Origin of the sequence: Kitasatospora sp. NRRL B-11411, from assembly GCF_000721345.1 — a bacterium.
GTDB classification, from domain to species: Bacteria; Actinomycetota; Actinomycetes; order Streptomycetales; family Streptomycetaceae; genus Kitasatospora; species Kitasatospora cineracea.
This window is the reverse complement of record NZ_JOGH01000015.1, coordinates 35,518-57,476: the sequence shown is the minus strand read 5'-3', so window position 1 is coordinate 57,476 and position 21,959 is coordinate 35,518. Positions and strand designations below refer to the sequence as shown.

At 73.4% G+C, this 21,959-nt stretch carries 19 protein-coding genes; 2 read left to right on the top strand and 17 right to left on the bottom strand.

The window, feature by feature from the left end; translation table 11 throughout:
• Positions 1-135 precede the first annotated feature (135 nt).
• The 9 genes from IH44_RS0110305 to IH44_RS40835 all read right to left on the bottom strand — a co-directional run bounded on the left by IH44_RS0110305 (position 136) and on the right by IH44_RS40835 (position 9,878).
• On the bottom strand, positions 136-963 hold the full coding sequence (locus IH44_RS0110305) for a shikimate dehydrogenase (protein WP_030459151.1): 828 nt from the start codon (positions 961-963) through the stop codon (positions 136-138).
• A complete protein-coding gene (locus tag IH44_RS0110300; protein WP_030459150.1) occupies positions 960-1,430 on the bottom strand; it encodes a GNAT family N-acetyltransferase in 471 nt (156 codons plus the stop codon). The genes IH44_RS0110305 and IH44_RS0110300 overlap by 4 nt, the downstream gene beginning before the upstream one ends.
• Positions 1,427-2,251, bottom strand: a complete 825-nt coding sequence (locus IH44_RS0110295) for an ABC transporter ATP-binding protein (protein ID WP_030459149.1) — start codon at positions 2,249-2,251, stop codon at positions 1,427-1,429. Before IH44_RS0110295 ends, IH44_RS0110300 begins: the two co-directional genes overlap by 4 nt.
• Before the next feature lie 76 nt (positions 2,252-2,327).
• Entirely contained in the window at positions 2,328-4,400 is a 2,073-nt protein-coding gene (gene mltG, locus IH44_RS42580; RefSeq protein ID WP_051816737.1) for an endolytic transglycosylase MltG, read from the bottom strand.
• A 116-nt stretch (positions 4,401-4,516) separates the two neighbouring features.
• The gene (gene mltG, locus IH44_RS40845; RefSeq protein WP_232794887.1) at positions 4,517-5,704 is read right to left on the bottom strand and encodes an endolytic transglycosylase MltG; all 1,188 of its coding nucleotides are present in this window, start codon (positions 5,702-5,704) and stop codon (positions 4,517-4,519) included.
• Between the two features lie 91 nt (positions 5,705-5,795).
• Positions 5,796-6,284 carry a Holliday junction resolvase RuvX gene (ruvX, locus tag IH44_RS0110280; protein WP_030459146.1) on the bottom strand — a complete coding sequence of 163 codons (489 nt, stop codon included), beginning with the start codon at positions 6,282-6,284 and terminating at the stop codon, positions 5,796-5,798.
• Positions 6,284-8,953, bottom strand: coding sequence for an alanine--tRNA ligase (gene alaS / locus IH44_RS0110275; RefSeq protein WP_030459145.1), 2,670 nt, complete (start codon positions 8,951-8,953; stop codon positions 6,284-6,286). The genes ruvX and alaS overlap by 1 nt, the downstream gene beginning before the upstream one ends.
• Positions 8,953-9,393, bottom strand: a complete 441-nt coding sequence (locus IH44_RS42575; RefSeq protein ID WP_051816736.1) for a DUF6167 family protein — start codon at positions 9,391-9,393, stop codon at positions 8,953-8,955. Before IH44_RS42575 ends, alaS begins: the two co-directional genes overlap by 1 nt.
• Positions 9,394-9,398: 5 nt before the next feature.
• Positions 9,399-9,878 (bottom strand): DUF948 domain-containing protein, encoded by a 480-nt coding sequence (locus tag IH44_RS40835; RefSeq protein WP_035954619.1) that lies wholly within the window; start codon positions 9,876-9,878, stop codon positions 9,399-9,401.
• A gap of 252 nt (positions 9,879-10,130) precedes the next feature.
• Between IH44_RS40835 and IH44_RS0110260 the strand changes: the two genes are divergently transcribed.
• Positions 10,131-12,311, top strand: a complete 2,181-nt coding sequence (locus IH44_RS0110260; RefSeq protein WP_030459142.1) for a hypothetical protein — start codon at positions 10,131-10,133, stop codon at positions 12,309-12,311.
• Between the two features lie 82 nt (positions 12,312-12,393).
• Here the strand turns inward: IH44_RS0110260 and rpsD are convergent, their stop codons facing one another.
• The 4 genes from rpsD to ppk2 form a co-directional block, all read right to left on the bottom strand.
• On the bottom strand, positions 12,394-13,008 hold the full coding sequence (gene rpsD / locus IH44_RS0110255; RefSeq protein WP_030459141.1) for a 30S ribosomal protein S4: 615 nt from the start codon (positions 13,006-13,008) through the stop codon (positions 12,394-12,396).
• A 319-nt stretch (positions 13,009-13,327) separates the two neighbouring features.
• Positions 13,328-14,677, bottom strand: a complete 1,350-nt coding sequence (locus IH44_RS0110250) for a replication-associated recombination protein A (protein ID WP_030459140.1) — start codon at positions 14,675-14,677, stop codon at positions 13,328-13,330.
• 50 nt (positions 14,678-14,727) lie between these two features.
• Positions 14,728-15,351: an L-threonylcarbamoyladenylate synthase gene (locus IH44_RS0110245; RefSeq protein ID WP_030459139.1), complete on the bottom strand. Its 624-nt coding sequence runs from the start codon at positions 15,349-15,351 to the stop codon at positions 14,728-14,730.
• Between the two features lie 9 nt (positions 15,352-15,360).
• Entirely contained in the window at positions 15,361-16,158 is a 798-nt protein-coding gene (ppk2, locus tag IH44_RS0110240) for a polyphosphate kinase 2 (RefSeq protein ID WP_030459138.1), read from the bottom strand.
• A gap of 329 nt (positions 16,159-16,487) precedes the next feature.
• Here ppk2 and IH44_RS0110235 point away from each other — a divergent pair, with 329 nt between their 5' ends.
• Positions 16,488-17,453, top strand: a complete 966-nt coding sequence (locus tag IH44_RS0110235) for a LysR family transcriptional regulator (protein WP_081966816.1) — start codon at positions 16,488-16,490, stop codon at positions 17,451-17,453.
• Here the strand turns inward: IH44_RS0110235 and IH44_RS0110230 are convergent.
• The 4 genes from IH44_RS0110230 to IH44_RS0110215 form a co-directional block, all read right to left on the bottom strand.
• Positions 17,426-17,932: a GNAT family N-acetyltransferase gene (locus IH44_RS0110230; protein ID WP_030459136.1), complete on the bottom strand. Its 507-nt coding sequence runs from the start codon at positions 17,930-17,932 to the stop codon at positions 17,426-17,428. The genes IH44_RS0110235 and IH44_RS0110230 overlap by 28 nt on opposite strands.
• Before the next feature lie 171 nt (positions 17,933-18,103).
• Complete coding sequence (gene aspS / locus IH44_RS0110225; protein WP_030459135.1) at positions 18,104-19,903, bottom strand: aspartate--tRNA ligase; 1,800 nt, start codon at positions 19,901-19,903, stop codon at positions 18,104-18,106.
• On the bottom strand, positions 19,900-21,171 hold the full coding sequence (hisS, locus tag IH44_RS0110220) for a histidine--tRNA ligase (RefSeq protein ID WP_030459134.1): 1,272 nt from the start codon (positions 21,169-21,171) through the stop codon (positions 19,900-19,902). Before hisS ends, aspS begins: the two co-directional genes overlap by 4 nt.
• A gap of 11 nt (positions 21,172-21,182) precedes the next feature.
• Positions 21,183-21,890 carry an MBL fold metallo-hydrolase gene (locus IH44_RS0110215; protein ID WP_030459133.1) on the bottom strand — a complete coding sequence of 236 codons (708 nt, stop codon included), beginning with the start codon at positions 21,888-21,890 and terminating at the stop codon, positions 21,183-21,185.
• Positions 21,891-21,959 lie beyond the last annotated feature (69 nt).

Here is a 21,959-nt window from a genome sequence, read left to right as displayed (position 1 = left end):
GGCGGCCGGCCCGGCGTCTCGTCCTGCCCGGCCGCGGGAACACGGCGGGCGAACTCCGATCCTTTCACGTCCCGCAGGCCACCGGGGCCACGGTCCGGGTGGCGGACAGCGAACGTCCGGAAGCCGCCGGGTGCCTCAGCCCGCGAGCGCCGCCTCCCCCGCCGCCCGCATCGCCGCCAGAGGGCCGCGCTCCACGCCGGTGAACCGCTCGAACTGCAGCACCGCCTGGTGCACCAGCAGGTCCAGCCCGCCCAGCACGGTGCCGCCGCGCTCCAGGCAGGCCGCGGCCAGCGCGGTCGGCCACGGGTGGTACAGCACGTCGAACAGCACGCCCGGCGCGGCCGTCAGCTGCGCCGCGAAGCCGTCGGTGGCCCCGACCGGCGTGGTGGAGACGGTCAGCGGCCCGTCCAGCGCCCGCGCGCCGTCCGCCCAGTCGGCGGTGCGCACCGGCACGCCCAGGCGCTCCCCCAGCGCCCGCATCTCGGCGGCCCGCCCGGCGCTGCGCACGTACGCGGTCACCTCGCCGTCGCAGACCTGGGCCAGCGCGGCCAGCGCGGACGAGGCGGTGGCCCCGGCGCCCAGCACCGCGGCCGATTCCACCCGTTCGACGCCGCGTTCGCGCAGCGCGTTGACCAGGCCGGGGACGTCGGTGTTGTCGCCGTGCCGCCGCCCGTCGCGGTCGAGGACCACGGTGTTGACGGCGTCCACCGCGCGGGCGGTGTCGCTGACGGTGTCCAGCAGCGGCCGGATCGCCCGCTTGAGCGGCATGGTCAGCGACAGGCCGGCCCACTCGGCGGGGTCGAGCGCGGTGACGAACGCCGCCAGGGTCGATTCGTCGACCTCGTGCCGGCCGTACTGCCAGCCGTCCAGCCCGAGCGCGGCGTACCCGGCGTTGTGCAGCGCCGGGGAGAGCGAGTGGGCGATCGGCGAGCCGAGCACGGCGGCCCGGTGCGGGGTGCTCACGTGGTGGGCCTTTCGAGAGGGGCGGGGCGGTGCAGGTACACGTCGACCGGGTCCTCGGACTCCAGCGCGAAGCCGTGCCGCTCGTACAGCCGCCGGGCGGGGCTGCCCTGCAGCACGTTCAGCCGGACGGCCAGGCCCGCGGCGTCGGCCCGCTCCAGCGCCGCGCGCAGCACCGCGGTGCCCAGGCCGCGGCCGTGCAGCGCCGGGTCGAGGTAGAAGTGCTCCAGCAGCAGGGTGCCGGGCCGCTCGTCGGGGCCGAGCGCCAGGCAGCCGACCAGCCCGGGGGCGTCGATGATCAAGGTGTGCTCGGGCCGGTACGCGTCGCGCAGCCGCTGCCGGACCCGGTGCTCGTCGTAGCGGCCGAGCCGTTCCAGGTCGGGGCGCATCGCCGCGGCCCGCAGTTCGGCCAGCGGTTCCAGGTCGGCGGCGGTGGCGGGGCGCAGCGTCCACACCGCCGTGGCCGTCACTCGGTGCCCCGGCGGGTGCGGGCGGACCAGCGGCCCTCGCTGTGGGCGATCCGGATCGGGTGGCGGAAGCACTCGGAGACCAGTTCGGTGGTCAGCACCTCGGTTGCGGGGCCGGCCGCGGTGGTCAGGCCGTCGCGCAGCAGCAGGGCGTGGCTGGTGGTCTCGGGGAGCTCCTCCAGGTGGTGGGTGACCAGGACGGACGCCACCTCGGGGTAGCGGGCGCGCAGTTCGTCCAGGCTCTCCAGGAGCTGTTCGCGGGCGGTCAGGTCGAGGCCGGTGGCGGGTTCGTCGAGCAGCAGCAGCCGGGGTTCGGGCATCAGCGCGCGGGCGATCAGGACCCGGCCGCGCTCGCCCTGGGAGAGCGTGGTCCAGGGGCTCTCGGCGCGGTGCCCGACGCCCAGGGTGCGGATCAACTCCTCGGCGTGGTCGAGCTGTTCGGCCGTGGGCTTGCGGAACGGGTCCGGCTCGATGGACTGCGTGGTACCGGTCAGCACGACCTGGCGCACCGTCAGCGGGGAACGCAGCGGGTGCCGCGGGTTGACGTGCCCGAGGTGCCCGCGCAGCTCCCGGACGTCGACCTTGCCGAGCTGCCGCCCGAGCACCTTCACGGTGCCCGCGGTGGGGTGCTCGACCGCCCCCAGCAGCGACAGCAGGGTGCTCTTCCCGGCCCCGTTCGCCCCGAGCACCGCCCAGTGCTCCCCCGCCCGGACGGTCAGCGAAACGTCCCGCAGCAGGTACTGCCCGCCCCGCACCACGTCGACGCGGGCAGCCTCCAGCAGGGCCGGCTCGGGCAGGTGCGGCGTGCTCTCCGGTGTCTCCATCCGGATCACGCTACCCGCACCACCCGGCCGCCCCGCAAAGCCGTATCGACCACCGGACGCCCCGGCCCGCGGCCGGTCAGGACGTGCAGGCGACGTGCTTGGCGTCGTACTTCATGCCCTTGCCGAGGCACCACGCCTCGGTGTTCTTGGCGTGCTCCGCACCGGTCGCCGCGAACTTGGTCTCCTGCGGCGAGACGGCCAGCCAGAACACCCAGTCGCCCGGCGTCGGGTTGAGCACGGCGTCGAGCGCCTCCTCGCCGGGGTTTCCGATCGGGGTCGGGGGCAGGCCCGGGTTGATGTACGAGTTGTACTTGTTCGACCCGTCGTTGATCTCCTGCTCGGTGAGCTTGGTGCGGCCCAGCGAGTACTGCAGGGTGGTGTCCACGCCCAGCTTGTGCTGGGTGACGTTGGTGGTCAGGCGGTTGGACATGGCGCGGGCCATCTTGCCGAAGTCCTCCGAGTTGTTGCCCTCGGCCTGCAGGATGCTGGCCTCGGTCACCACCTCGTACGCGTTCTTCAGGCCGAGCTTCTGCGCCGCCTCGTCCAGCTTGAGGTCGCCGTACTTCTGGACGGCGTTGGCCACCATCTGCTTGAGCAGGTCCTCGGGCTTCATGCCGTCGGCGACCGAGTAGCGGGTCGGCCAGAGGAAGCCCTCGGGGTTGTTGTTGGCGTACGCGGGCAGGCCCAGGCTGCCGGCCTGCTCCTTGGCGACGTTCGCCGTGGTGCCCGCCTGGAGCTTCAGCTTGGCGTCGATCTTGGTGTAGATGTCGGCGGCCTTCAGGCCCTCGGGGATGATCAGCGCGTTGCCGCCGTTGGAGTCCACCAGCTCCTTGAACGCCGCGGCGGCGGACATCTGGTGCTTCATGGTGTAGATGCCGGGCTGGATGCCGCGGCCCCGGGTGTCCTTCTCGTACTCGTTGTGGAACGCCTTGATGCTCTTGACCACGCCGGCGTCCACCAGGGTCTTGCCGATCGCGTCGCCGCCGGCGCCGTCCTTGACGGTGATGTTCACCGAGCCGGTGCCGTCGCCCTTGAAGTCCGGCGGCGGGCCGAAGTGCTGCTGGTAGAAGCCGTAGCCCCACCAGCCGGCGCCGCCCAGGCCGCCGAGCAGCACCAGGGCGACCACCAGGCAGGCGCCGCTGTTGCGGCGGCCCGACTTCTTGCCCTTCTCCTTGCGCTTGCGCTCGGCCTCGCGGGAGTTGTCCTGCTCGGAGAAGAACGAGTCGTCCTCGGCCGCCTCCTCGTCCGGGTACTCGTCCTCGGCCCAGTCCTCGTGCTCCTGGTCGGCCCGCTCGTCGACCGCGGCGGCGGCGCCGCGGCGTCCGGCCGGCGGGGCGTCGAGGGCGGCGGCCTCCGCCTCCCAGTCGATCCCGTCCGGCCCGGGGCCCCCGGCCGGCTCGGGCCCGCCCGCGGCGGCGGGGCGCTGCTGCTGCGGGCCTCCCGGCCCGGGCCGACCCGGCACGGGGCGCTGCTGCATGCCCGGCTGCGGCATGCCCGGCTGCTGGAGCTGCTGCCCCTGCAACTGCCCGACCGGGAAGCCGTGCGGCGGGGTGCCCTGCTGGACCATGCCCTGCTGGACCATGCCCTGCTGGGTCATGCCCTGCTGCCCCGGCATGCCCTGGCGGGCACCGGACTGCTGCGGGACGAACTGCTGCTGCCCGCCGTAGGAGCCGCCCTGCTGCTGCGGGTGGCCCTGGTGACCCTGCCCCATCGGCATCTGCTGCGGCACCGGCTGCCCCTGCGGGTAGCCCTGCTGCTGCATCCCCGGCTGCTGCCGCACGAACTGCTGCTGCCCGCCGTAGGAACCGCCCTGCGGCACGCCGCCCTGCTGCTGCGGGTACCCCTGCTGCTGGACGAACTGCTGCTGGCCGCCGTACGAACCGCCCTGCGGCACGCCCTGCTGCGGGTAGCCCTGCGGTATCCCGCCCTGCTGCATGCCCGGCTGCTGCATGCCCGGCTGCTGCTGCACGAACTGCTGCTGCCCGCCGTAGGAGCCGTCCTGCGGCACGCCGCCCTGCTGCTGCGGGTACCCCTGGGGGTACTGCTGGGGGTAGTCCTGCTGCCCGTACGGGCCCTGGGGCTGGGGCTGTTCGCCGGGATACCACGGCTGGTCGCCCTGGGAGCCGTAGCGCCCGCTCTGATCAGTCATCGATCCCCTTACAGCGTCCAGGGTGTCCATCGAACCCGCGTGCTGTCCGCGCGGCACGTGGTCGGAGACGCTACCGTACCGCAGCGTAGCCAAGGACCGTCACTGACCGCTGTCGTTCACGGGGAGGCGGACGCCGAGGCCGGGGGCGAGGCGTGCTGGGCGCGGTAGGCGTTGAACTCGTCGACGTTCTTGCGCTGCTGCTCCTCGCTGTCGGTGAAGCGGGTGTCCCCGGGCTGGACGGTGACGAAGTACAGCCAGTCACCGTCGGCGGGGTGGAGGGCGGCGCGCAGCGCGTCCCGGCCGGGGTTGCCGATGGGGGTCGGCGGGAGGCCGGGGTGGGCGTAGGTGTTGAAGGGCGAGTCGAGTTTGGTGTCGTCCTGGGTGGTGGTGAGGGTGGAGCGGCCGAGTGCGTAGTTGATGGTGGAGTCGAGTTGGAGCGGCATCTTCTTCGCGAGGCGGTTGTAGACGACCCGGGCGACCTTGGCCATGTCCTCGGGGTTGTCGGCCTCGGCCTGGGCGAGGCTCGCGACGGCCAACAGGCCGTAGGGGGTCACGCCGTTGGCGGTGGCGGCGTCGGTGACGGAGGGGCCCTCCAGGTTGCCGTCGGCCTCCTTTACCATGTCTTGAAGGAGCGTCAGGGGGGTGCTGTCGCCGGTCACAGGGTAGGTGGCGGGGTAGAGGTAGCCCTCGATGTGCCCGGCGGCGTCGGCGGGCAGGCCCAGATCGGCGAGGTGCTGCTCGGCGGTGGCCTTGGCGGTGCCGGGCTTCAGGCCGAGCCGGGTGTCGATCGCGGCGAAGACCTGGGTGGAGCGCCAACCCTCGGGAACGGTCAGGGCGTTGGCGTTGGACGGGTCGAGCAGCACGTTGAGCGCCGAGACCGCCGACATCTTCTCCTTGAGGGTGTACGTGCCGGGGTGGACGTTGCTGCCGGCCGGGCTCCTGGCCGCGGCGTCGGTGAACGCCCGGGCGGAGGCCACCACGTGTTTGGCCGTCAGGACCTTGCCGATCTGGGTGAGGCTGGCGCCCTGCGCCACCGACACCTGGACCTGGCCGGTGCCGCCGCCCGGGTAATCGGGGGCGGGCTGCTTGCCCTCGGGCCAGAGCACGAACAGCGCGAGCGCCGCGGCCATCGCCACCCCGATCAGCCCGGCGACGCTGAGGCAGCACGCGGCGCCGGTGCGGACCTGCTGCGGGTCCGGCGGCTCGACGCCGTACGGCAGGCCGGGCGGGGCGCCCTCGGGCTCGACGACGGGGGCACCGAGGTGGCCGGGGGTGAGTCCGGGCGCGGTGTACGGGTCGGTCACGGGGGCCCTTCCGGCGGCGGGCAAGGAGAGAGGGGCCCGTGCGGACGCGCGCCCGCACGGGCCCCTCTACCGGGAAGCTAACCCGTACCGGTCAGTTGACCGGCTCGACACTCTCACCGGGCGCCCGACCGCTCACCCGTTCGGTCTCCAGGGCCGACTGCAGGATGACCACGGCGGCGGCCTGGTCGATCACCGAGCGGCCCTTCTTGGACGACCGCCCGGAGGCCCGCAGCCCGGCGGCGGCGGTGACGGTGGTCATCCGCTCGTCCACCAGCCGCACCCCGACCGGGTGCAGCAGGCCGGCCAGCCGGCCCGCGTACTCGCGGACCTTGGCGGCGGCCGGGCCCTCCTTGCCGTTCAGCGAGCGCGGCAGGCCGACCACCACCTCGACGGCGTCGTACTCCTCGACGATCGCCTTCAGCCGGGCCTGCGAGCGGCCCCCGGCGGGGACGGTCTCCACCGGCGTGGCGATCAGCCCGTCGGGGTCGCAGACCGCGACCCCGATCCGGGCGTCACCCACGTCGACGGCGATCCGCCGGCCGCGCCGGAAGACCTTCTCCTCGGGCTGCTCGGGCTCCATCAGGAAGCCCGCTCCGCGACCAGCGCCCGGACGGCGGCGATCGCCTCGCCGACCGCGGCCGGGTTCGTGCCGCCGCCCTGCGCGACGTCGTCCTTGCCGCCACCGCCGCCGCCGAGGGTCTTGGCCGCGGCGCGGACCAGCTCGCCGGCCTTGATGCCGCGCGCGCGGGCGTCCTCGCTGGTGGCGATGACGGTCAGCGGGCGGTCGTTCGCCACGGTGAACGCGGCGACCACGGCCGGGCGGTTGCCGAGCCGGGCGCGGATGTCCAGCACCAGCTTGCGCAGCTCGTCCGCGCCGGTGCCGTCACCGACCCGGGCGGCGACCAGGGCCACGCCCCGGACGTCCTCGGCGCCTGCGGCCAGGCCGGCCGCGGCCGCGAGGACCTTCTCCGCGCGGAACTTCTCGATCTCCTTCTCGGCGTCCTTGAGCTTGGCGAGCATCCCGGAGATCTTCTCCGGCAGCTCCTCCGGGCGGCCCTTGACCAGCTCGGTCAGCTGGGAGACCACGGTGTGCTCGCGGGCCAGGAACTTGTACGCGTCGACGCCGACCAGCGCCTCGACGCGGCGCACGCCGGAGCCGATCGAGGACTCGCCGAGCAGCTTCACCAGGCCCAGCTGGGCGGTGTTGCCGACGTGCGTGCCGCCGCACAGCTCCTTGGAGAAGTCGCCGATGGTGACCACGCGCACCGAGTCGCCGTACTTCTCGCCGAACATGGCGATGGCGCCCTGCTTGCGGGCCTCGTCCATCGTCATCACCTCGGCGGTGACGTCGAGTTCGCGGACCAGCACCTCGTTGATCTTCTGCTCGACGTCGGTCAGCACCGAGCCGGGGACGGCCGCGGGCGAGCCGAAGTCGAACCGGAAGCGGCCCGGCGCGTTCTCCGAACCGGCCTGGGCGGCGGTCGGGCCGAGCGCGTCGCGCAGCGCCTGGTGGGTCAGGTGGGTGGCCGAGTGGGCGCGCGAGACGGCCCGGCGGCGGTCGGTGTCGATGGTGGCGTACGCGGACGCGCCGAGCACCACCTCGCCGAACAGCACCCCGCCGGAGTGCACGATCACGCCGGGCACCGGCTGCTGGACGTCGCGGATCTCGACGACCGCGCCGGAGTCCAGCCGGATCCGGCCGTGGTCGGCGAGCTGGCCGCCGCCCTCGGCGTAGAACGGGGTGCGGTCGAGGACGATCTCGACCTCGTCGCCCTCGGTGGCGGCCGGCGAGGGGACGCCGTCCACCAGCAGGCCGACCACGGTGGCCTCGCCCTCGGTGTTCGCGTAGCCGGTGAAGACGGAGGCGCCGGCCTTGTCGGCGACCTCGCGGTACGCGGCGACGTCGGCGTGGCCCATCTTCTTCGCCCTGGCGTCGGCCTTGGCGCGGTCGCGCTGCTCCTGCATCAGGCGGCGGAAGCCGGCCTCGTCGACCTGGAGGCCCTGCTCCTCGGCCATCTCCAGGGTGAGGTCGATCGGGAAGCCGTAGGTGTCGTGCAGCTTGAACGCCTGCTCGCCGGAGAGCACCGCGCCGCCGGACTGGCGGGTCTCGGTGACGGCGGCGTCCAGCAGGTTGGTGCCGGAGCGCAGGGTCTGGAGGAAGGCGTTCTCCTCGGCGACCACGACCGTCTCGATCCGCTTGCGGTCGGTCTCCAGCTCCGGGTACTGCGGGGCCATCGCCTTGATCGAGATGTCGATCAGGTCCTTGGCGACCGGCTCGGTGGCGCCCAGCAGCCGCATGTTGCGGATCGCCCGGCGCAGGATGCGGCGCAGCACGTAGCCGCGGCCCTCGTTGCCGGGGGTGACGCCGTCGCCGACCAGCATCAGCGCGGTGCGGAAGTGGTCGGTGACCACGCGCAGCGAGACGTCCGACTTGTGGTCGGCGCCGTAGGTGTGGCCGGTGAGCTCGGCGGCGCGGTCGAGGATCATCCGCGAGGTGTCGATCTCGAAGAGGTTGTCGACGCCCTGCAGGACGGCGGCGAGGCGCTCCAGGCCGAGGCCGGTGTCGATGTTCTTGCTCGGCAGGTCGCCGAGGATCTCGAACCCGTCCTTGCCGTCGCCGTGGCCGCGCTCGTACTGCATGAAGACCAGGTTCCAGATCTCCAGGTAGCGCTCGCCGTTGACCGCCGGGCCGCCCTCCTCGCCGTACGCGGGGCCGCGGTCGTAGTTGATCTCCGAGCACGGACCGCACGGGCCGGGGACGCCCATCGACCAGAAGTTGTCCTTCATGCCCAGGCGCTGGATCCGCTCGGACGGGACGCCGATCACGTCGCGCCAGATCTGCTCGGCCTCGTCGTCGTCCTGGTAGACGGTGATCCAGAGCTTCTCCGGGTCGAGGCCGTAGCCGCCGTCCGCCACGGAGCTGGTGAGCAGCTCCCAGGCGAACGTGATGGCGCCTTCCTTGAAGTAGTCGCCGAACGAGAAGTTGCCGCACATCTGGAAGAACGAGCCGTGCCGGGTGGTCTTCCCGACCTCCTCGATGTCCAGCGTGCGGACGCACTTCTGCACGCTGGTCGCGCGCGAGAACTGCGGCTTGACCTCGCCCAGGAAGTACGGCTTGAAGGGCACCATGCCGGCGTTGACCAGCAGCAGGGTGGGGTCGTCGGCGACCAGCGAGGCCGACGGTACGACGGTGTGGCCGCGCTCCTCGAAGAAGCGCAGCCAGCGGCGGCGGATCTCTGCCGACTCCATCAGTGGGGGTCCTTCCGGTCGGTCGTGCGGCCCGGCAGCTCGCGCTGTCGGGGCTTGGCAACGATGGTCTGGGGGGTGGTGCGGCGCTCGGTGCGCGAGGACGGGGGCAGGGCGGCGGCCGGGGAGCCCGGGGCCGCCGAGATAGCTCGGACCCCGTCGTCGGCGGCCGCCGGTCCGCCCGGCGCCCGGCGGCGCGGCGGCTCGACCACGGCGGTGCCGTCCAGGCCGAGGTCGGCGCGCAGCTGGCGCTCGCGCTCGTCCATGCCGGAGCGGACGTCCCGGGCGAAGCGCCTGGCGGCGTCGCCGAGCTGGAGCGCGCCGCGGGCGGCGGTGCCGGACAGCGAGTCCGGGGTGAGGCGGTGCACCGCCTCGTTGGCCTTGTTCGCGGCCCAGACCGCGGCACCCGCGCCGACGGCCATCCAGAAGATCCTGCGCACCATCGCGGTCAGCCCCTCACGGCCCGGCGGACCTTGGCCAGCAGCCCGCCGCGCGGGGCCGCCTGGGCCCGCACCTCGGCCCGGATCATCCGGGCCAACTCCTCGCGCTCACCAGCCTGTTGCGGCACCCCGACCGGCCCGGCCTGCTGCCGGGCGGCGGCCTTGCGGACGCCGTAGCTGAACGCCGCCAGCTTCACCAGCGGCCCGCCCAGCGTCGCCGCCACGGTCGAGGACAGCGCCTTGGCGTCGGCCGCCGCGTCCTGCACGTTGGCGGTGATCTCGTCGACCCGCTCCAGCTGCTCGTGCGCGCTGCGGACGGCGCTGTTCGCGTCCTGCAGCAGCGGCACGGCCTGCTCGGTGACGGCGGAGACCAGCGCGGTCGCCTCCCGCAGCACCTTGGACAGCCGCACCAGCACCACGGCGAGCAGGGTGACCAGGACCGCCCAGAAGACGGCCACCAGCAGCCCGGCCAGCTCTCCCACGGACACCTTCGCGCGCTCCCTCGGCTGTGCTTGCGAAACTCTTGCGATCCCAGGGTTGAACCCTACCGTGACCACGGCTCGCTCCCCGACCGGTATATCCGCCGGTGGCCCGGCCCCCGGCCCGGTCGGGTGTGCGAACCCGGCGCGTAACCTACCGTCAGGTCACCTCGTTGGGGGTGTGGCTCGCGGAACGCGGGCCCGCCGGTTCCGGTCTCCTGCCGGTCCCCGGTGGTGCACCGGTACGGACGGGGGCGTCCCATGAACAGCACGTCGGCAGCGTCGAGGAGCCCGGGCCGGCTGCCCGCCGAGGTCACCAGCTTCGTCGGCCGGGCCGCCGAACTCGACGGGCTGTCCGCCCTGGTGGCCCGGGCCCGGCTGGTCACGGTGACCGGCCCGGGCGGCGTCGGCAAGTCCCGCCTGGCGCTGCGCGCCGCCGCCCGGCTGGCCCCCGGGTTCCCGGACGGCGCGCACCTGGCCGAGCTCGCCCCCGTCCAGGACCCGCTGCTGCTCGGCCACGCCGTGCTGGAGGCGCTGCAGCTGACCGACCACACCGCCCGCCCGCCGCTGGACGTCCTGGTCGAGCAACTCGCCGACCGCGAGGCCCTGTTGGTGCTGGACGGCTGCGAGCACCTGGTGGACGCCTGCGCCGAGCTGGCGGACGCGCTGCTGCGCGCCGCACCGGGCCTGCGGGTGCTCGCCACCTCCCGGCAGTCGCTGCGCGCCGCGGGCGAGCACCTGCTGCCGCTGGCCCCGCTGCCGTACCTGGCGGCCGACGGCGACGGGGCGGACCCGGAGGCGATGCTGCTGTTCGCCGACCGGGCCGCGGCCGTCCGGCCGGGCTTCCGGCTGGAGCCGCGCAACCGGGCCGGGGTGGCCCTGCTCTGCCGCCGGCTGGACGGCATCCCGCTGGCCCTGGAGCTGGCCGCCGGGCGGCTGCGCGCGCTGTCCGTCGAGCAGCTGGCGGCCCGGCTGGACGACCGCTTCCGGCTGCTCACCGGCGGCGAGCGGACGGCCCCGGCCCGGCACCGGACGCTGCGCACCGCGATCGGCTGGAGCCACGAGCTCTGCACGATGCAGGAACGTTTACTCTGGGCCCGCCTCTCGGTCTTCGCCGGCGGCTTCGACCTGGACGCCGCCGAGTACGTCTGCGCCGGCCGCGGCCTGGACCAGGACGACCTGTGCGAACTCGTCGACTCGCTGGTCGACAAGTCCGTGCTGGAACGCCTCGACGGCGAGGGCACCGTCCGCTTCCGGATGCTCGACACCCTGCGCGAGTACGGCGCCCACTGGCTGCGGGCCGGCGGCGACGACCGGCGGCTGCTGCGCCGCCACCGCGACTGGTACCTCGGCGTCGCCACCTGGGGCGAGGTCGAGTGGTTCGGCCCCCGGCAGGCCGAGACCGCCGAACGCACCCGGCTCGCCCACCCCAACCTCCGCTCCGCGCTGGAGTTCTCGCTCGCCGAGCCCGGCGAGGAGCAGCTCGCCCTCGTCCTGGCCGGCACCCTCTGGTACTTCTGGGTCGGCACCGGCCACCTCGGCGAGGGCCGGCACTGGCTCGACCGGGCCCTCGCGCTCGCCCCCGAACCCACCGACGCCCGGGCCAAGGCGCTCTGGGTCACCGGCTACCTCGCCACCCTCCAGGGCGACCTGGACCGGGCCCGCCCCGCCCTTGAGGAGTGCCGCCGCCAGGCCCTGGAGACCGGCGACGACCGGGCCCTGGCCTACGCCGTCCACCGCCAGGGCTGCGCGGCCCTGATCGGCGACGACCCGGCCCGCGCCGCCGAGCTGTTCGAGGAGGCGCTGTGGCACTACGACACCCTCGGCGAACTCAACTCCAACGTCCTGATGGCGATGTTCGAACTCGCCCTGGCCCGGCTCTTCCAGGGTGACGAGGAACGCGGCCGGGCCGGCATCGAACGCCTCCGGGAGACCTGCGAGGAGCACGGCGAGCAGTGGGCGTACGGCTACTGCCTGTACGCGATGGCCTTCGCCCGGCGGCAGGCCGGCGACCTGCGGCTGGCCCGGTCCTTCGCCCGCGAGTCGATGCGGCTGAACCACCTGTTCCGCGACCTGCTGGGCATCGTGCTGGCGATGGACCTGCTGGCCCTGCTGGCCACCGAGGGCCCGGACGCCGACCTGCACGAGGCCCGCGTCCTGCAGGGCGCCGCGCACCGGCTCTGGCGGGCCGTCGGCACCCCGTTCTTCGGCTCCCGCTCCTTCAACGGCCCGCACCTGGAGTGCGAGCGGCGCGCCCGCGGCGGCCTCAGCGGCGACGCCTACGCGGCGGCCTTCCGGCTCGGCTCCCGGCTCGACCTGGACGCCGCCGTCCGCCGCGCCCTCGACGGCGGCTCCCCCGAACCGCCCGCGGACGGCGGCGGCACCGACCGCCCCGGCCCGCCGCTCGACCCGGCCCGCCCGTACTCCCCCGTCGGCGCCTGACCCCGCCCGCCGGCCCGCGGGCGGTCCGGGAACGGGAAACGCCCCCGCGGTCCGAGGACCGAGGGGGCGTTCCGCTCGCGGGTCAGCGCGAGTAGTACTCGACGACGAGCTGCTCGTCGCAGACGACCGGAACCTCGCGGCGCTGCGGCGCGCGGTCCAGGCGGAAGGCCAGGGCCTTCAGGTTGACCTCGAGGTACTTCGGGGTCTGGCCCTCGCCGGCGTTGCCGCCCTCGCGAGCCACCTGGAAGGGGACCTTCTCCTTGGACTTTTCCTTCACCGTGACGACGTAGCCCGGCTTCAGCTGGAACGAGGGCTTGTTGACCTTCGCACCGTTGACCTGGATGTGGCCGTGCACGACCATCTGGCGGGCCTGGTAGATGGTGCGGGCGATGCCCGAACGCAGGACCAGGGAGTCGAGGCGGACCTCGAGCAGGCCGACCAGGGCCTCGCCCGTCTTGCCCTCGATCTTCTTGGCGGCCTCGAAGGCACGCGCCATCTGCTTCTCGCTGAGGTCGTACTGCGCGCGCAGACGCTGCTTCTCGGTCAGACGGACCTTGTAGTCAGAGTTCTGCTTGCGGCCGCGGCCGTGCTGGCCGGGCGGGTACGGACGGGCCTCGAAGTACTTGACGGACTTCGGGGTCAGCGGAACGCCGAGAGCACGGGCGATCTTGACCTTGGGGCGCTTCTGGTTCGCCATGTTTCCTTTTCCTGTTCAGATACGGCTGTCACCAGGTGTTGACGGAGGACGCTTCTCGCGGCCCGGAGAAAAACCGCCCGTTGCCGGACGGTCAGCCGCTCTCCGCGACCGGGCACTATGTGCTTGCACACGGGACACCCACGACCGGGAAGGGTGGTGGACGACCCGCGACACCGAAGGCCGGTGCGCGCCGCTCCTGGGGAACTCCCTCGCGGGAGGCCCCCGTTCAGTGCCCCGCTGGTGCGGCCGGTCGCTCCTCGCGGAACCCCGGGCCCGGGACACACTGCGAGCCAGTCTACAGGCTCCGGACGGGCCGGATTCACTGCCCCTTGAGCCGGGCCCTGGTCCACTCCGCGATCTCCGCGTACCGGGCCTCGCCGCCCCGCCGGGTCGGCCGGTAGTACTCCTTGCCGTGCACCTCGTCCGGCGCGTACTGCTGCGCGGCGATGCCCTCCGGCAGGTCGTGCGGGTACTGGTAGCCCTTGCCGTGCCCGAGCTTCTTCGCCCCGCCGTAGTGCGCGTCCCGCAGGTGCGCGGGCACCGCCCCGGCCAGGCCCTGCCGGACGTCCGCCAGCGCGGCGTCGATCGCCAGGTACGCCGCGTTCGACTTGGGCGCCAGGGCCAGCGCGATCGCCGCCTGGGACAGGATGATCCGCGCCTCCGGGAAGCCGATCAGCGCGACCGCCTGCGCGGCGGCCACCGCGGTGGACAGCGCCGTCGGGTCGGCCAGGCCGACGTCCTCGCTGGCGGAGATCATCAGGCGCCGGGCGATGAAGCGCGGGTCCTCCCCCGCCTCGATCATCCGGGCCAGGTAGTGCAGGGTGGCGTCCACGTCGCTGCCCCGGATCGACTTGATCAGCGCGCTCGCCACGTCGTAGTGCTGGTCGCCGTCCCGGTCGTAGCGCACCGCGGCCTGGTTGACCGCCGTCTCGGTCGCCGCCAGGGTCAGCACCTTCTCGCCCTGCTCCAGCGCCGCCCCCGCCGCCGCCTCCAGCGTGGTCAGCGCCCGCCGCGCGTCGCCCCCCGCCAGCCGCACCAGGTGGTCCTCGGCCTCCGGGCTCAACTCCACGCTGCCGCCCAGCCCGCGCTCGTCGGCGGCGGCCCGGCGCAGCAGGGTCCGGACGTCCTCGTCGGTGAGCGACTCCAGGGTCAGCAGCAGGCTGCGCGACAGCAGCGGGGAGATCACCGAGAAGTACGGGTTCTCGGTGGTCGCGGCGATCAGGGTGACCCAGCGGTTCTCCACGGCGGGCAGCAGCGAGTCCTGCTGGGCCTTGGAGAAGCGGTGGATCTCGTCCAGGAACAGCACCGTCTCCCGGCCGCTCATCCCGACCGCCCGCCGGGCCCCGTCGATCACCGCCCGGACTTCCTTGACCCCGTGCGTGATCGCCGAGAGCTCGACGAACCGGCCCTCCACCGCCTGGCTGATCACGTGCGCCAGCGTGGTCTTGCCCGTCCCCGGCGGCCCCCACAGGATCACCGAACTCGTCGCCGCCGGGCCCTTCGCCCCCGCGACCAGCCGCCGCAGCGGCGACCCGTCCTTGAGCAGCTGCTGCTGCCCCGCCACCTCGTCCAACGTCCGCGGCCGCATCCGCACCGCGAGCGGGGCGCGCCCGGGCTCGGAGCTCTGGCGTTCCTCGGCGGCGTGCGTGAAAAGGTCGGGCTCGTCCACGCTCCGAGCCTATGCGACGGCTCCGACAACGCGGGGGGCCGGGGAGCGCCCTACTGCTCGAAGCGCTCCGGGTCCCCCGCCCCGTAGCGGACGATCTCCGGCACCCCGTCCGAGAAGTCGACGACCGTGGTCGGCACCGTCCCGCAGTCGCCGGAGTCGACCACCGCGTCCAGGACGTGGTCGAGGCTCTCCTTGATCTCCCAGCCCTGCGTCATCGGTTCCTCCTCGCCGGGCAGCAGCAGGGTGCTGGAGACCAGGGGTTCGCCGAGTTCGGCGAGCAGGGCCTGGGTGACGGCGTGGTCGGGGATGCGGACGCCGACGGTCTTCTTCTTGGGGTGCAGCAGCCGGCGCGGCACCTCCTTGGTGGCGGGGAGGATGAAGGTGTAGCTGCCGGGCGTCGCGGCCTTGACGGCGCGGAAGACGTTGTTGTCGAGTTGCGCGAACTTGCCCAGCTGGGCGAAGTCCTGGCACATCAGGGTGAAGTGGTGCCGGTCGTCGAGCCGCCGGATGGTGCGGATCCGGTCCAGTGCGTCCCGGTTGTCCAGCCGGCAGCCGAGCGCGAAACAGGAGTCGGTGGGGTATGCGATGAGGGCGCCGTCCCGGATGCTCGCCACCACGGTGGAGATGGTGCGCGGCTGGGGCGTCTCGGGGTGCACGTCGAAGTACTTCGCCATTGCTCGACCCTACTTCCCGGCCTGGGCCAGCACCGTCGCGGCGTGGTCGAAGACGTACTTCTGGAGGTCGCGCGGCGGCCGCTGGTAGCCGCGCGGGGCGGGTCGTGGCGGCAGGGTGACGGCGGGCTTGACCACCTCGTGGTACGGGACGGTGGAGAGCAGGTGGGCGATCATGTTGAGCCGGGCGCGGCGCTTGTCGTCGCTGTCGACGACGTTCCAGGGTGATTCGGGGATGTCGGTGTAGACGAACATCTCGTCCTTGGCCCGCGAGTAGTCCTCCCAGCGGGTGATGGACTCGACGTCCATCGGGGAGAGCTTCCACTGCCGCATCGGGTCGTCGAGCCGGTCGCGGAAGCGGCGTTCCTGTTCGACGTCGCTGACCGAGAACCAGTACTTGCGCAGCAGGATGCCGGCCTCGACCAGCATCCGTTCGAAGGTGGGGCACTGGTGCAGGAACTGCCAGTACTCCTCGTCGGTGCAGAAGCCCATCACCTTCTCGACGCCGGCCCGGTTGTACCAGGAGCGGTCGAACAGGACCATCTCGCCGGCCGCCGGGAGCTGCTCGACGTAGCGCTGGAAGTACCACTGGCCGCGCTGGCGCTCGGTGGGGGCGGGCAGGGCGGCGATCCGGGCGATCCGGGGGTTGAGGTACTCGGTGACGCGCTTGATGGCGCCGCCCTTGCCGGCGGCGTCCCGGCCCTCGAAGACGATCACCATCCGGACGCCCTCGGTGCGGACCCATTCCTGGAGCTTGACCAGTTCGCGCTGGAGGCGGAGCAGTTCGTCCTCGTAGAGCTTCTTCGGCATCCGCTTGGCGCCGCGGGACTTCTTCCCGCCCCCGTCGCCCTTCCCGCCCTTGTCGCCCCTGCCCGTCCTGCCTGTGCTGGGTGCCGCCACTGGGTGTGCCCTCCGCTCGCCGGGTCGCCGATGCTGACGATCCCTCAGGCTACGGTCCGCCGGGCGGCGCCGCAGTTCGGACGGGGTGCGGGGAGGACGCGGGCGGGGTGCGGGCGTCCTTCCCCGGCGGGCACCGGCGGTCCCCCGTGCCGCCGGTGCCGATCGCGCCGGGGAAGGCCGGACCACTCTGCGGCACCCCCGGGTCCGAGGTCCAATGCATTGGTCCATAGCCTGGGGGCATGGATGTGGACACCCGGATGCTGCGCTGCCTGACCGTGGTCGGCGAGGAGGGCCAGCTGACCGCGGCGGCGGCCCGGCTGGGGGTCAGCCAGCCGACGCTGACCAAGCAGGTCCGGGCGCTGGAGCGGCAGCTGGGGGTGGAGCTGTTCCGCCGCTCGCGGGCCGGGATGGCGCCGACGGCGGCGGGCGCCGAGCTGCTGGCCCGGGCCGGGACGCTGCTGGCGGGCTGGGAGGAGGCGGTGCGGGCGACCCGGCTGGCGGCGGCGGAGGCCGGCGGGGAGCTGCGGGTCGGCTTCGAGGGGTCGACGATGAGCCTGCTGGGCCGCGCGGTGGCGGAGGACTTCGCCCGCCGGATGCCGGGGTGGCGGCTGCGGTTGCGGCAGAACGACTGGTTCGACGAGTCCTCCGGCCTGGCCTCGGGCCGGCTGGACCTGGCGCTGTGGCACGCCCCGGCCTCGATGGCCGAGCGGTACGCGCACGTGCCGCTGGGCACCGAGGAGCGCTGGGTGGTGCTGGCGGCCGACCACCGGCTGGCGGCCCGCACCGAGGTGTCGGTGGCGGACCTGTGGGACGAGCCGTTCGTGGCGATACCGGAGCAGGCCGGGGTGTGGCGGGACTACTGGCTGGGCGCGCCGGAGCGGGCCGGCCGGCCGGTGCGGATCGGGGCGGTGGCGCACAACGCGGACGAGTGGATGGCCGCGGTGGCCTGCGGGCAGGGGGTGGGGTTCGCGCCGCGCGCGGTGGGCCGCTGGAGCAGCCGTCCGGACGTGCGCTGCCTGCCGGTGCGCGGACTGGGGCCGAGCCTGGTGGGGCTGTTCCGGCCGCACGGGCGGGCGCAGACGCCCGCCATGGCGGCGTTCGCGGAGTCCTGCCGGCTGCACCTGGAGGTGCAGTTCCGGGCGACCGGTGGCGGCCGGTCCCCCGAAGCGGCGGCCGCTCAGACCTCGGCGAACGGCGCGGGGTAGCGGCACATGCCGTGCGGGGCGCCGTCGGCGCCGGGCAGCCGCAGGGCCTGGAAGTACCCGTCGGGGACGTCGAACGGCCCGGTGATGCGGTGTCCGGAGGCGGGGGCGAAGCCGAACCGGCCGTAGTAGCCCGGGTCGCCGAGCACCACCACGACGCGTTCGCCGGCCTCGGCGGCGGCGTCCAGCGCGGCCCGCACCACGGCGGTGCCGACGCCCTTGCGCTGCCACTCGGGGGCGACCGCGACGGGGGCGAGGGCCAGGCCCTTGCCGTTGCCGACCTTCAGCCGGGTGAGCAGCGCGTGGCCGATGACCACTTCGCGCTCGTCCACCGCGACCAGGGACAGTGCGGGCAGCCAGGCGGCGTCGCGGCGCAGCGCGTCCACCAGGTCCGCCTCTTCGGGGCCTGGGAAGGCCGCCATGTGTACCCGCCGGGTCTCGGCGGTGTCGGTGGGGAGTTCAACTCTGGTTCGTACGGTCATCCTTGACCCTTCTTGCGCTCTGCACCCCGTTGTGCAGCGTTCCGGGTGGTGCAGCATTCCGGCCCCGGGCGGTGGCAGCCTACTCCTGGTGGCCGCGCACCGGCCGGGGCCGGAACGAATCGTGATCTTTGTGATGTCCCGTCAGAATCCGACCGGGATCCTGACGGTCCGTCAGACGGTGGGCTCGGCCTCGGCCTTGGCGCCGTCCTTGTTCTCCTTGGCCTTGGGCTGGGCGTCCACGCCGGCCTCGCGGCGCTGGGCCGGGGTGATCGGGGTGGGGGCGCCGGTCAGCGGGTCGCCGCCGGTGGAGGTCTTCGGGAAGGCGATGACGTCCCGGATGGTGTCGTAGCCGCCCAGCAGGGTGACCACGCGGTCCAGGCCGAGCGCGATGCCGCCGTGCGGCGGCGGGCCGTAGTTGAAGGCGTCCAGCAGGAAGCCGAACTGCGAGGCCGCCTCCTCCTCGGACAGGCCGATCGCGTCGAACGCCCGCTTCTGCACGTCCCGCTGGTGGATGCGGATCGAACCGCCGCCCAGCTCCGAGCCGTTGAGCACCAGGTCGTACGCGTTGGAGAGCGCGCTGCCCGGGTCGGTGTCGAAGGTGGCCAGCGACTCGGCGGTCGGCGCGGTGAACGGGTGGTGCACCGCGTGCCAGCCCTGGAACTCGCCCTTGTCGTCCTCGATCGGCTCGAACATCGGGAAGTCCACGACCCAGAGGAAGGCCCACTGGGACTCGTCGATCAGGTTGCAGCGGCGGCCGATCTCCAGGCGGGCGGCGCCGAGCAGCTCCTGCGAGGCGGTCTTCTTGCCCGCGGCGAAGAACACCGCGTCGCCGGGCTTGGCGCCGGCGGCGGCGGCCAGGCCGGCCAGGTGCTCCTCGGACAGGTTCTTGGCGACCGGGCCGCGCAGCTCGCCGGTCTCGGCGTCCACCAGCACGTAGGCGAGGCCGCGGGCGCCGCGGGCCTTGGCCCAGTCCTGCCAGGCGTCGAGCTGCTTGCGGGGCTGCGAGGCGCCGCCGGGCATCACGACCGCGCCGACGTACGGGGCCTGGAAGACCCGGAACCCGGTGCCCTTGAAGTACTCGGTGAGGTCGGTGAGTTCCTGCCCGAAGCGGACGTCCGGCTTGTCGGAGCCGTAGCGGGACATGGCGTCGGCGTAGGTCATCCGGGGCAGAGGGTTCGGGATCTCGTAGCCGTGGACCTGCTTCCAGATCGCGGCGATGATCTTCTCGCCGAGCGCCAGGATGTCCTCCTGGTCGACGAAGGACGCCTCGATGTCGAGCTGGGTGAACTCGGGCTGCCGGTCGGCGCGGAAGTCCTCGTCGCGGAAGCAGCGGGCGATCTGGTAGTAGCGCTCCATGCCGGCCACCATCAGCAGCTGCTTGAACAGCTGCGGGGACTGCGGCAGGGCGTACCAGTGGCCCGGCTGGAGGCGGACCGGGACCAGGAAGTCGCGGGCGCCCTCGGGGGTGGAGCGGGTCAGGTACGGGGTCTCGATGTCGAGGTAGTCGTTCTCCTCCATCACCGTGCGGATGATGTGGTTGACCTTCGAGCGCAGCCGCAGCGCGCGGGCCGGGCCCTCGCGGCGCAGGTCGAGGTAGCGGTAGCGCAGCCGCACCTCCTCGTTGACCGAGCCGGGCTCGTACTCGGCGACCTGGAACGGCAGCGGCGCGGCCTCGGACAGCACCTCGATCGACTCGACGACGACCTCGACGGCGCCGGTCGGGATCTCCGGGTTCTCGTTGCCCTCCGGGCGGACCCGGACCTCGCCGACCACCTTCACGCAGTACTCGGAGCGCAGCCCGTGCACCGACTCCAGGTCGCGGACCACGACCTGCACGGTGCCGGAGGCGTCCCGCAGGTCGATGAAGGCCACGCCGCCGTGGTCACGGCGGCGGGCCACCCAGCCGGCCAGGGTGACGGTGGTGCCGGCGTGCTCCGCGCGGAGCGTGCCCGCGTCGTGCGTGCGGATCACAGCTGCTTCTCCTTCAGGGTGGTGACGAGCGCCTCAAGGGCGACGGGGGTCTGCTCGCCGGACTCCATGTCCTTGAGCTGGACCACGCCCTCGGCGAGGTCCCGGTCGCCCGCGATCAGGGCGTAGCGCGCACCCGACCGGTTGGCGGACTTCATGGCGTTCTTGATGCTCTTGACGCCGAAGGCCAGGTCGGTGGCGACGCCGGCCCGGCGCAGCTCGACGGTCTTGGCGAACAGCACGCTCTTGGCCTCCTCGCCGAGCGCCACCGCGTACACCTCGGTGGTGGCGGGCAGGTCGAGGACGACGCCCTCGGCCTCCAGCGCGAGGAAGGTGCGGTCCACGCCCAGGCCCCAGCCGACCGAGGGCAGCGCCGGGCCGCCGAGCATCTCGGACAGGCCGTCGTAGCGGCCGCCGCCGCCGATCGCGGACTGCGCGCCGAGACCGCCGTGCACGAACTCGAAGGTGGTGCGGGTGTAGTAGTCCAGGCCGCGCACCAGCTTGGGGTCGTCGACGAACGCGACGCCCGCGGCGGTGAGCAGCTCGCGGACCTTCTCGTCGTACGCCTTGCAGTCCTCGCACAGGTAGTCGCGCAGCTTGGGCGCGTCCACCAGCTGGGCCTGGACGGCCTCGCGCTTGTCGTCGAGCACGCGCAGCGGGTTGATCTCGGCGCGGCGGCGGGTGTCCTCGTCCAGGTCGAGGCCGGCCAGGAACTCGACCAGGGCGGCGCGGTAGACCGGGCGGCACTGCTGGTCGCCGAGCGAGTTGAGCAGCAGGCGGTAGTCGCGCAGGCCGAGCGAGCGGAAGGCGTCGTCGGCCAGGATGATCAGCTCGGCGTCCAGCGCCGGGTCCTCGGCGCCGATGGCCTCCGCGCCGACCTGCGAGAACTGCCGGTAGCGGCCCTTCTGCGGGCGCTCGTAGCGGTAGAAGTTGCCGGAGTACCAGAGCTTGACCGGCAGGTTGCCGAGCTTGTGGAGGTTGGCCTCCAGCGCGGCCCGGACCACCGAGGCGGTGCCCTCGGGGCGCAGCGCCAGCGATTCGCTGCTCTCCGGGCGCTGGGCGAGGGTGAACATCTCCTTGGTGACGATGTCGGTGGACTCGCCGACGCCGCGGGAGAACAGCTTGACGTCCTCGAACACGGGGGTCTCGACGTAGCCGTACCCGGCGCGGCGCAGCGGCCCGGAGAGCCGGTCGCGGATCGCCAGGTAGGCCGCGGAGTTGACCGTCGGCAGCAGGTCGAAGGTGCCCTTGGGGGCGGTGAAGGTGCTCAACTTCTCTTCCGTCACATTCCTCGTCGCGGGAAGGCCGGTGCGTCCGGCGCACCGCCCGCCTGCCGGAGGTAGGGGTTGGTGGCGCGCTCTCGGCCGATGGTGGTCTGCGAGCCGTGGCCGGAGAGCACCACGGTCGCGTCGTCGAGGGGCAGGCACACCCGGGCCAGCGAGCGCATGATCGCTCCGCTGTCTCCGCCCGGGAGGTCGGTACGCCCGATGGAGCCGGCGAACAGCAGGTCGCCCGAGAACAGCACCGGCGGGACCTCTGCCGATGCGGGCGTCCTGAACGTCACCGACCCCTCGGTATGGCCGGGGGCGTGGTCGACGGTGAGGTGCATCCCGGCGAGCTCCAGCACGCTGCCGTCGGCCAACTCGCGGACGTCGTCCGGCTCGCCGACGGTGATCGAGCCCATCAGCTGCTGCCCGAGCGAGCGCCCGAGCGCCTTCTCCGGGTCGGCCAGCATGTAGCGGTCCGCGGGGTGGATCCAGGCCGGGACGCCCTGCGCGCCGCAGACCGGGACGACCGAGGCGACGTGGTCGATGTGCCCGTGGGTGAGCAGCACCGCGACCGGCTTGAGCCGGTGCTCGCGGATCAACTCCTCGACGCCGGCGGCCGCTTCGTGCCCGGGGTCGACGATCACGCACTCCTCACCGGCGGCGGGTGCGACCAGGTAGCAATTGGTGCCCCAGGCCCCGGCGGGGAATCCGGCGACGAACACGCGAGTCCTTCGTTTCATGCGGCGGCGGTCTGCTTTTCCCCCGCAGCCTACCGGCGGCACCGGGCCGCG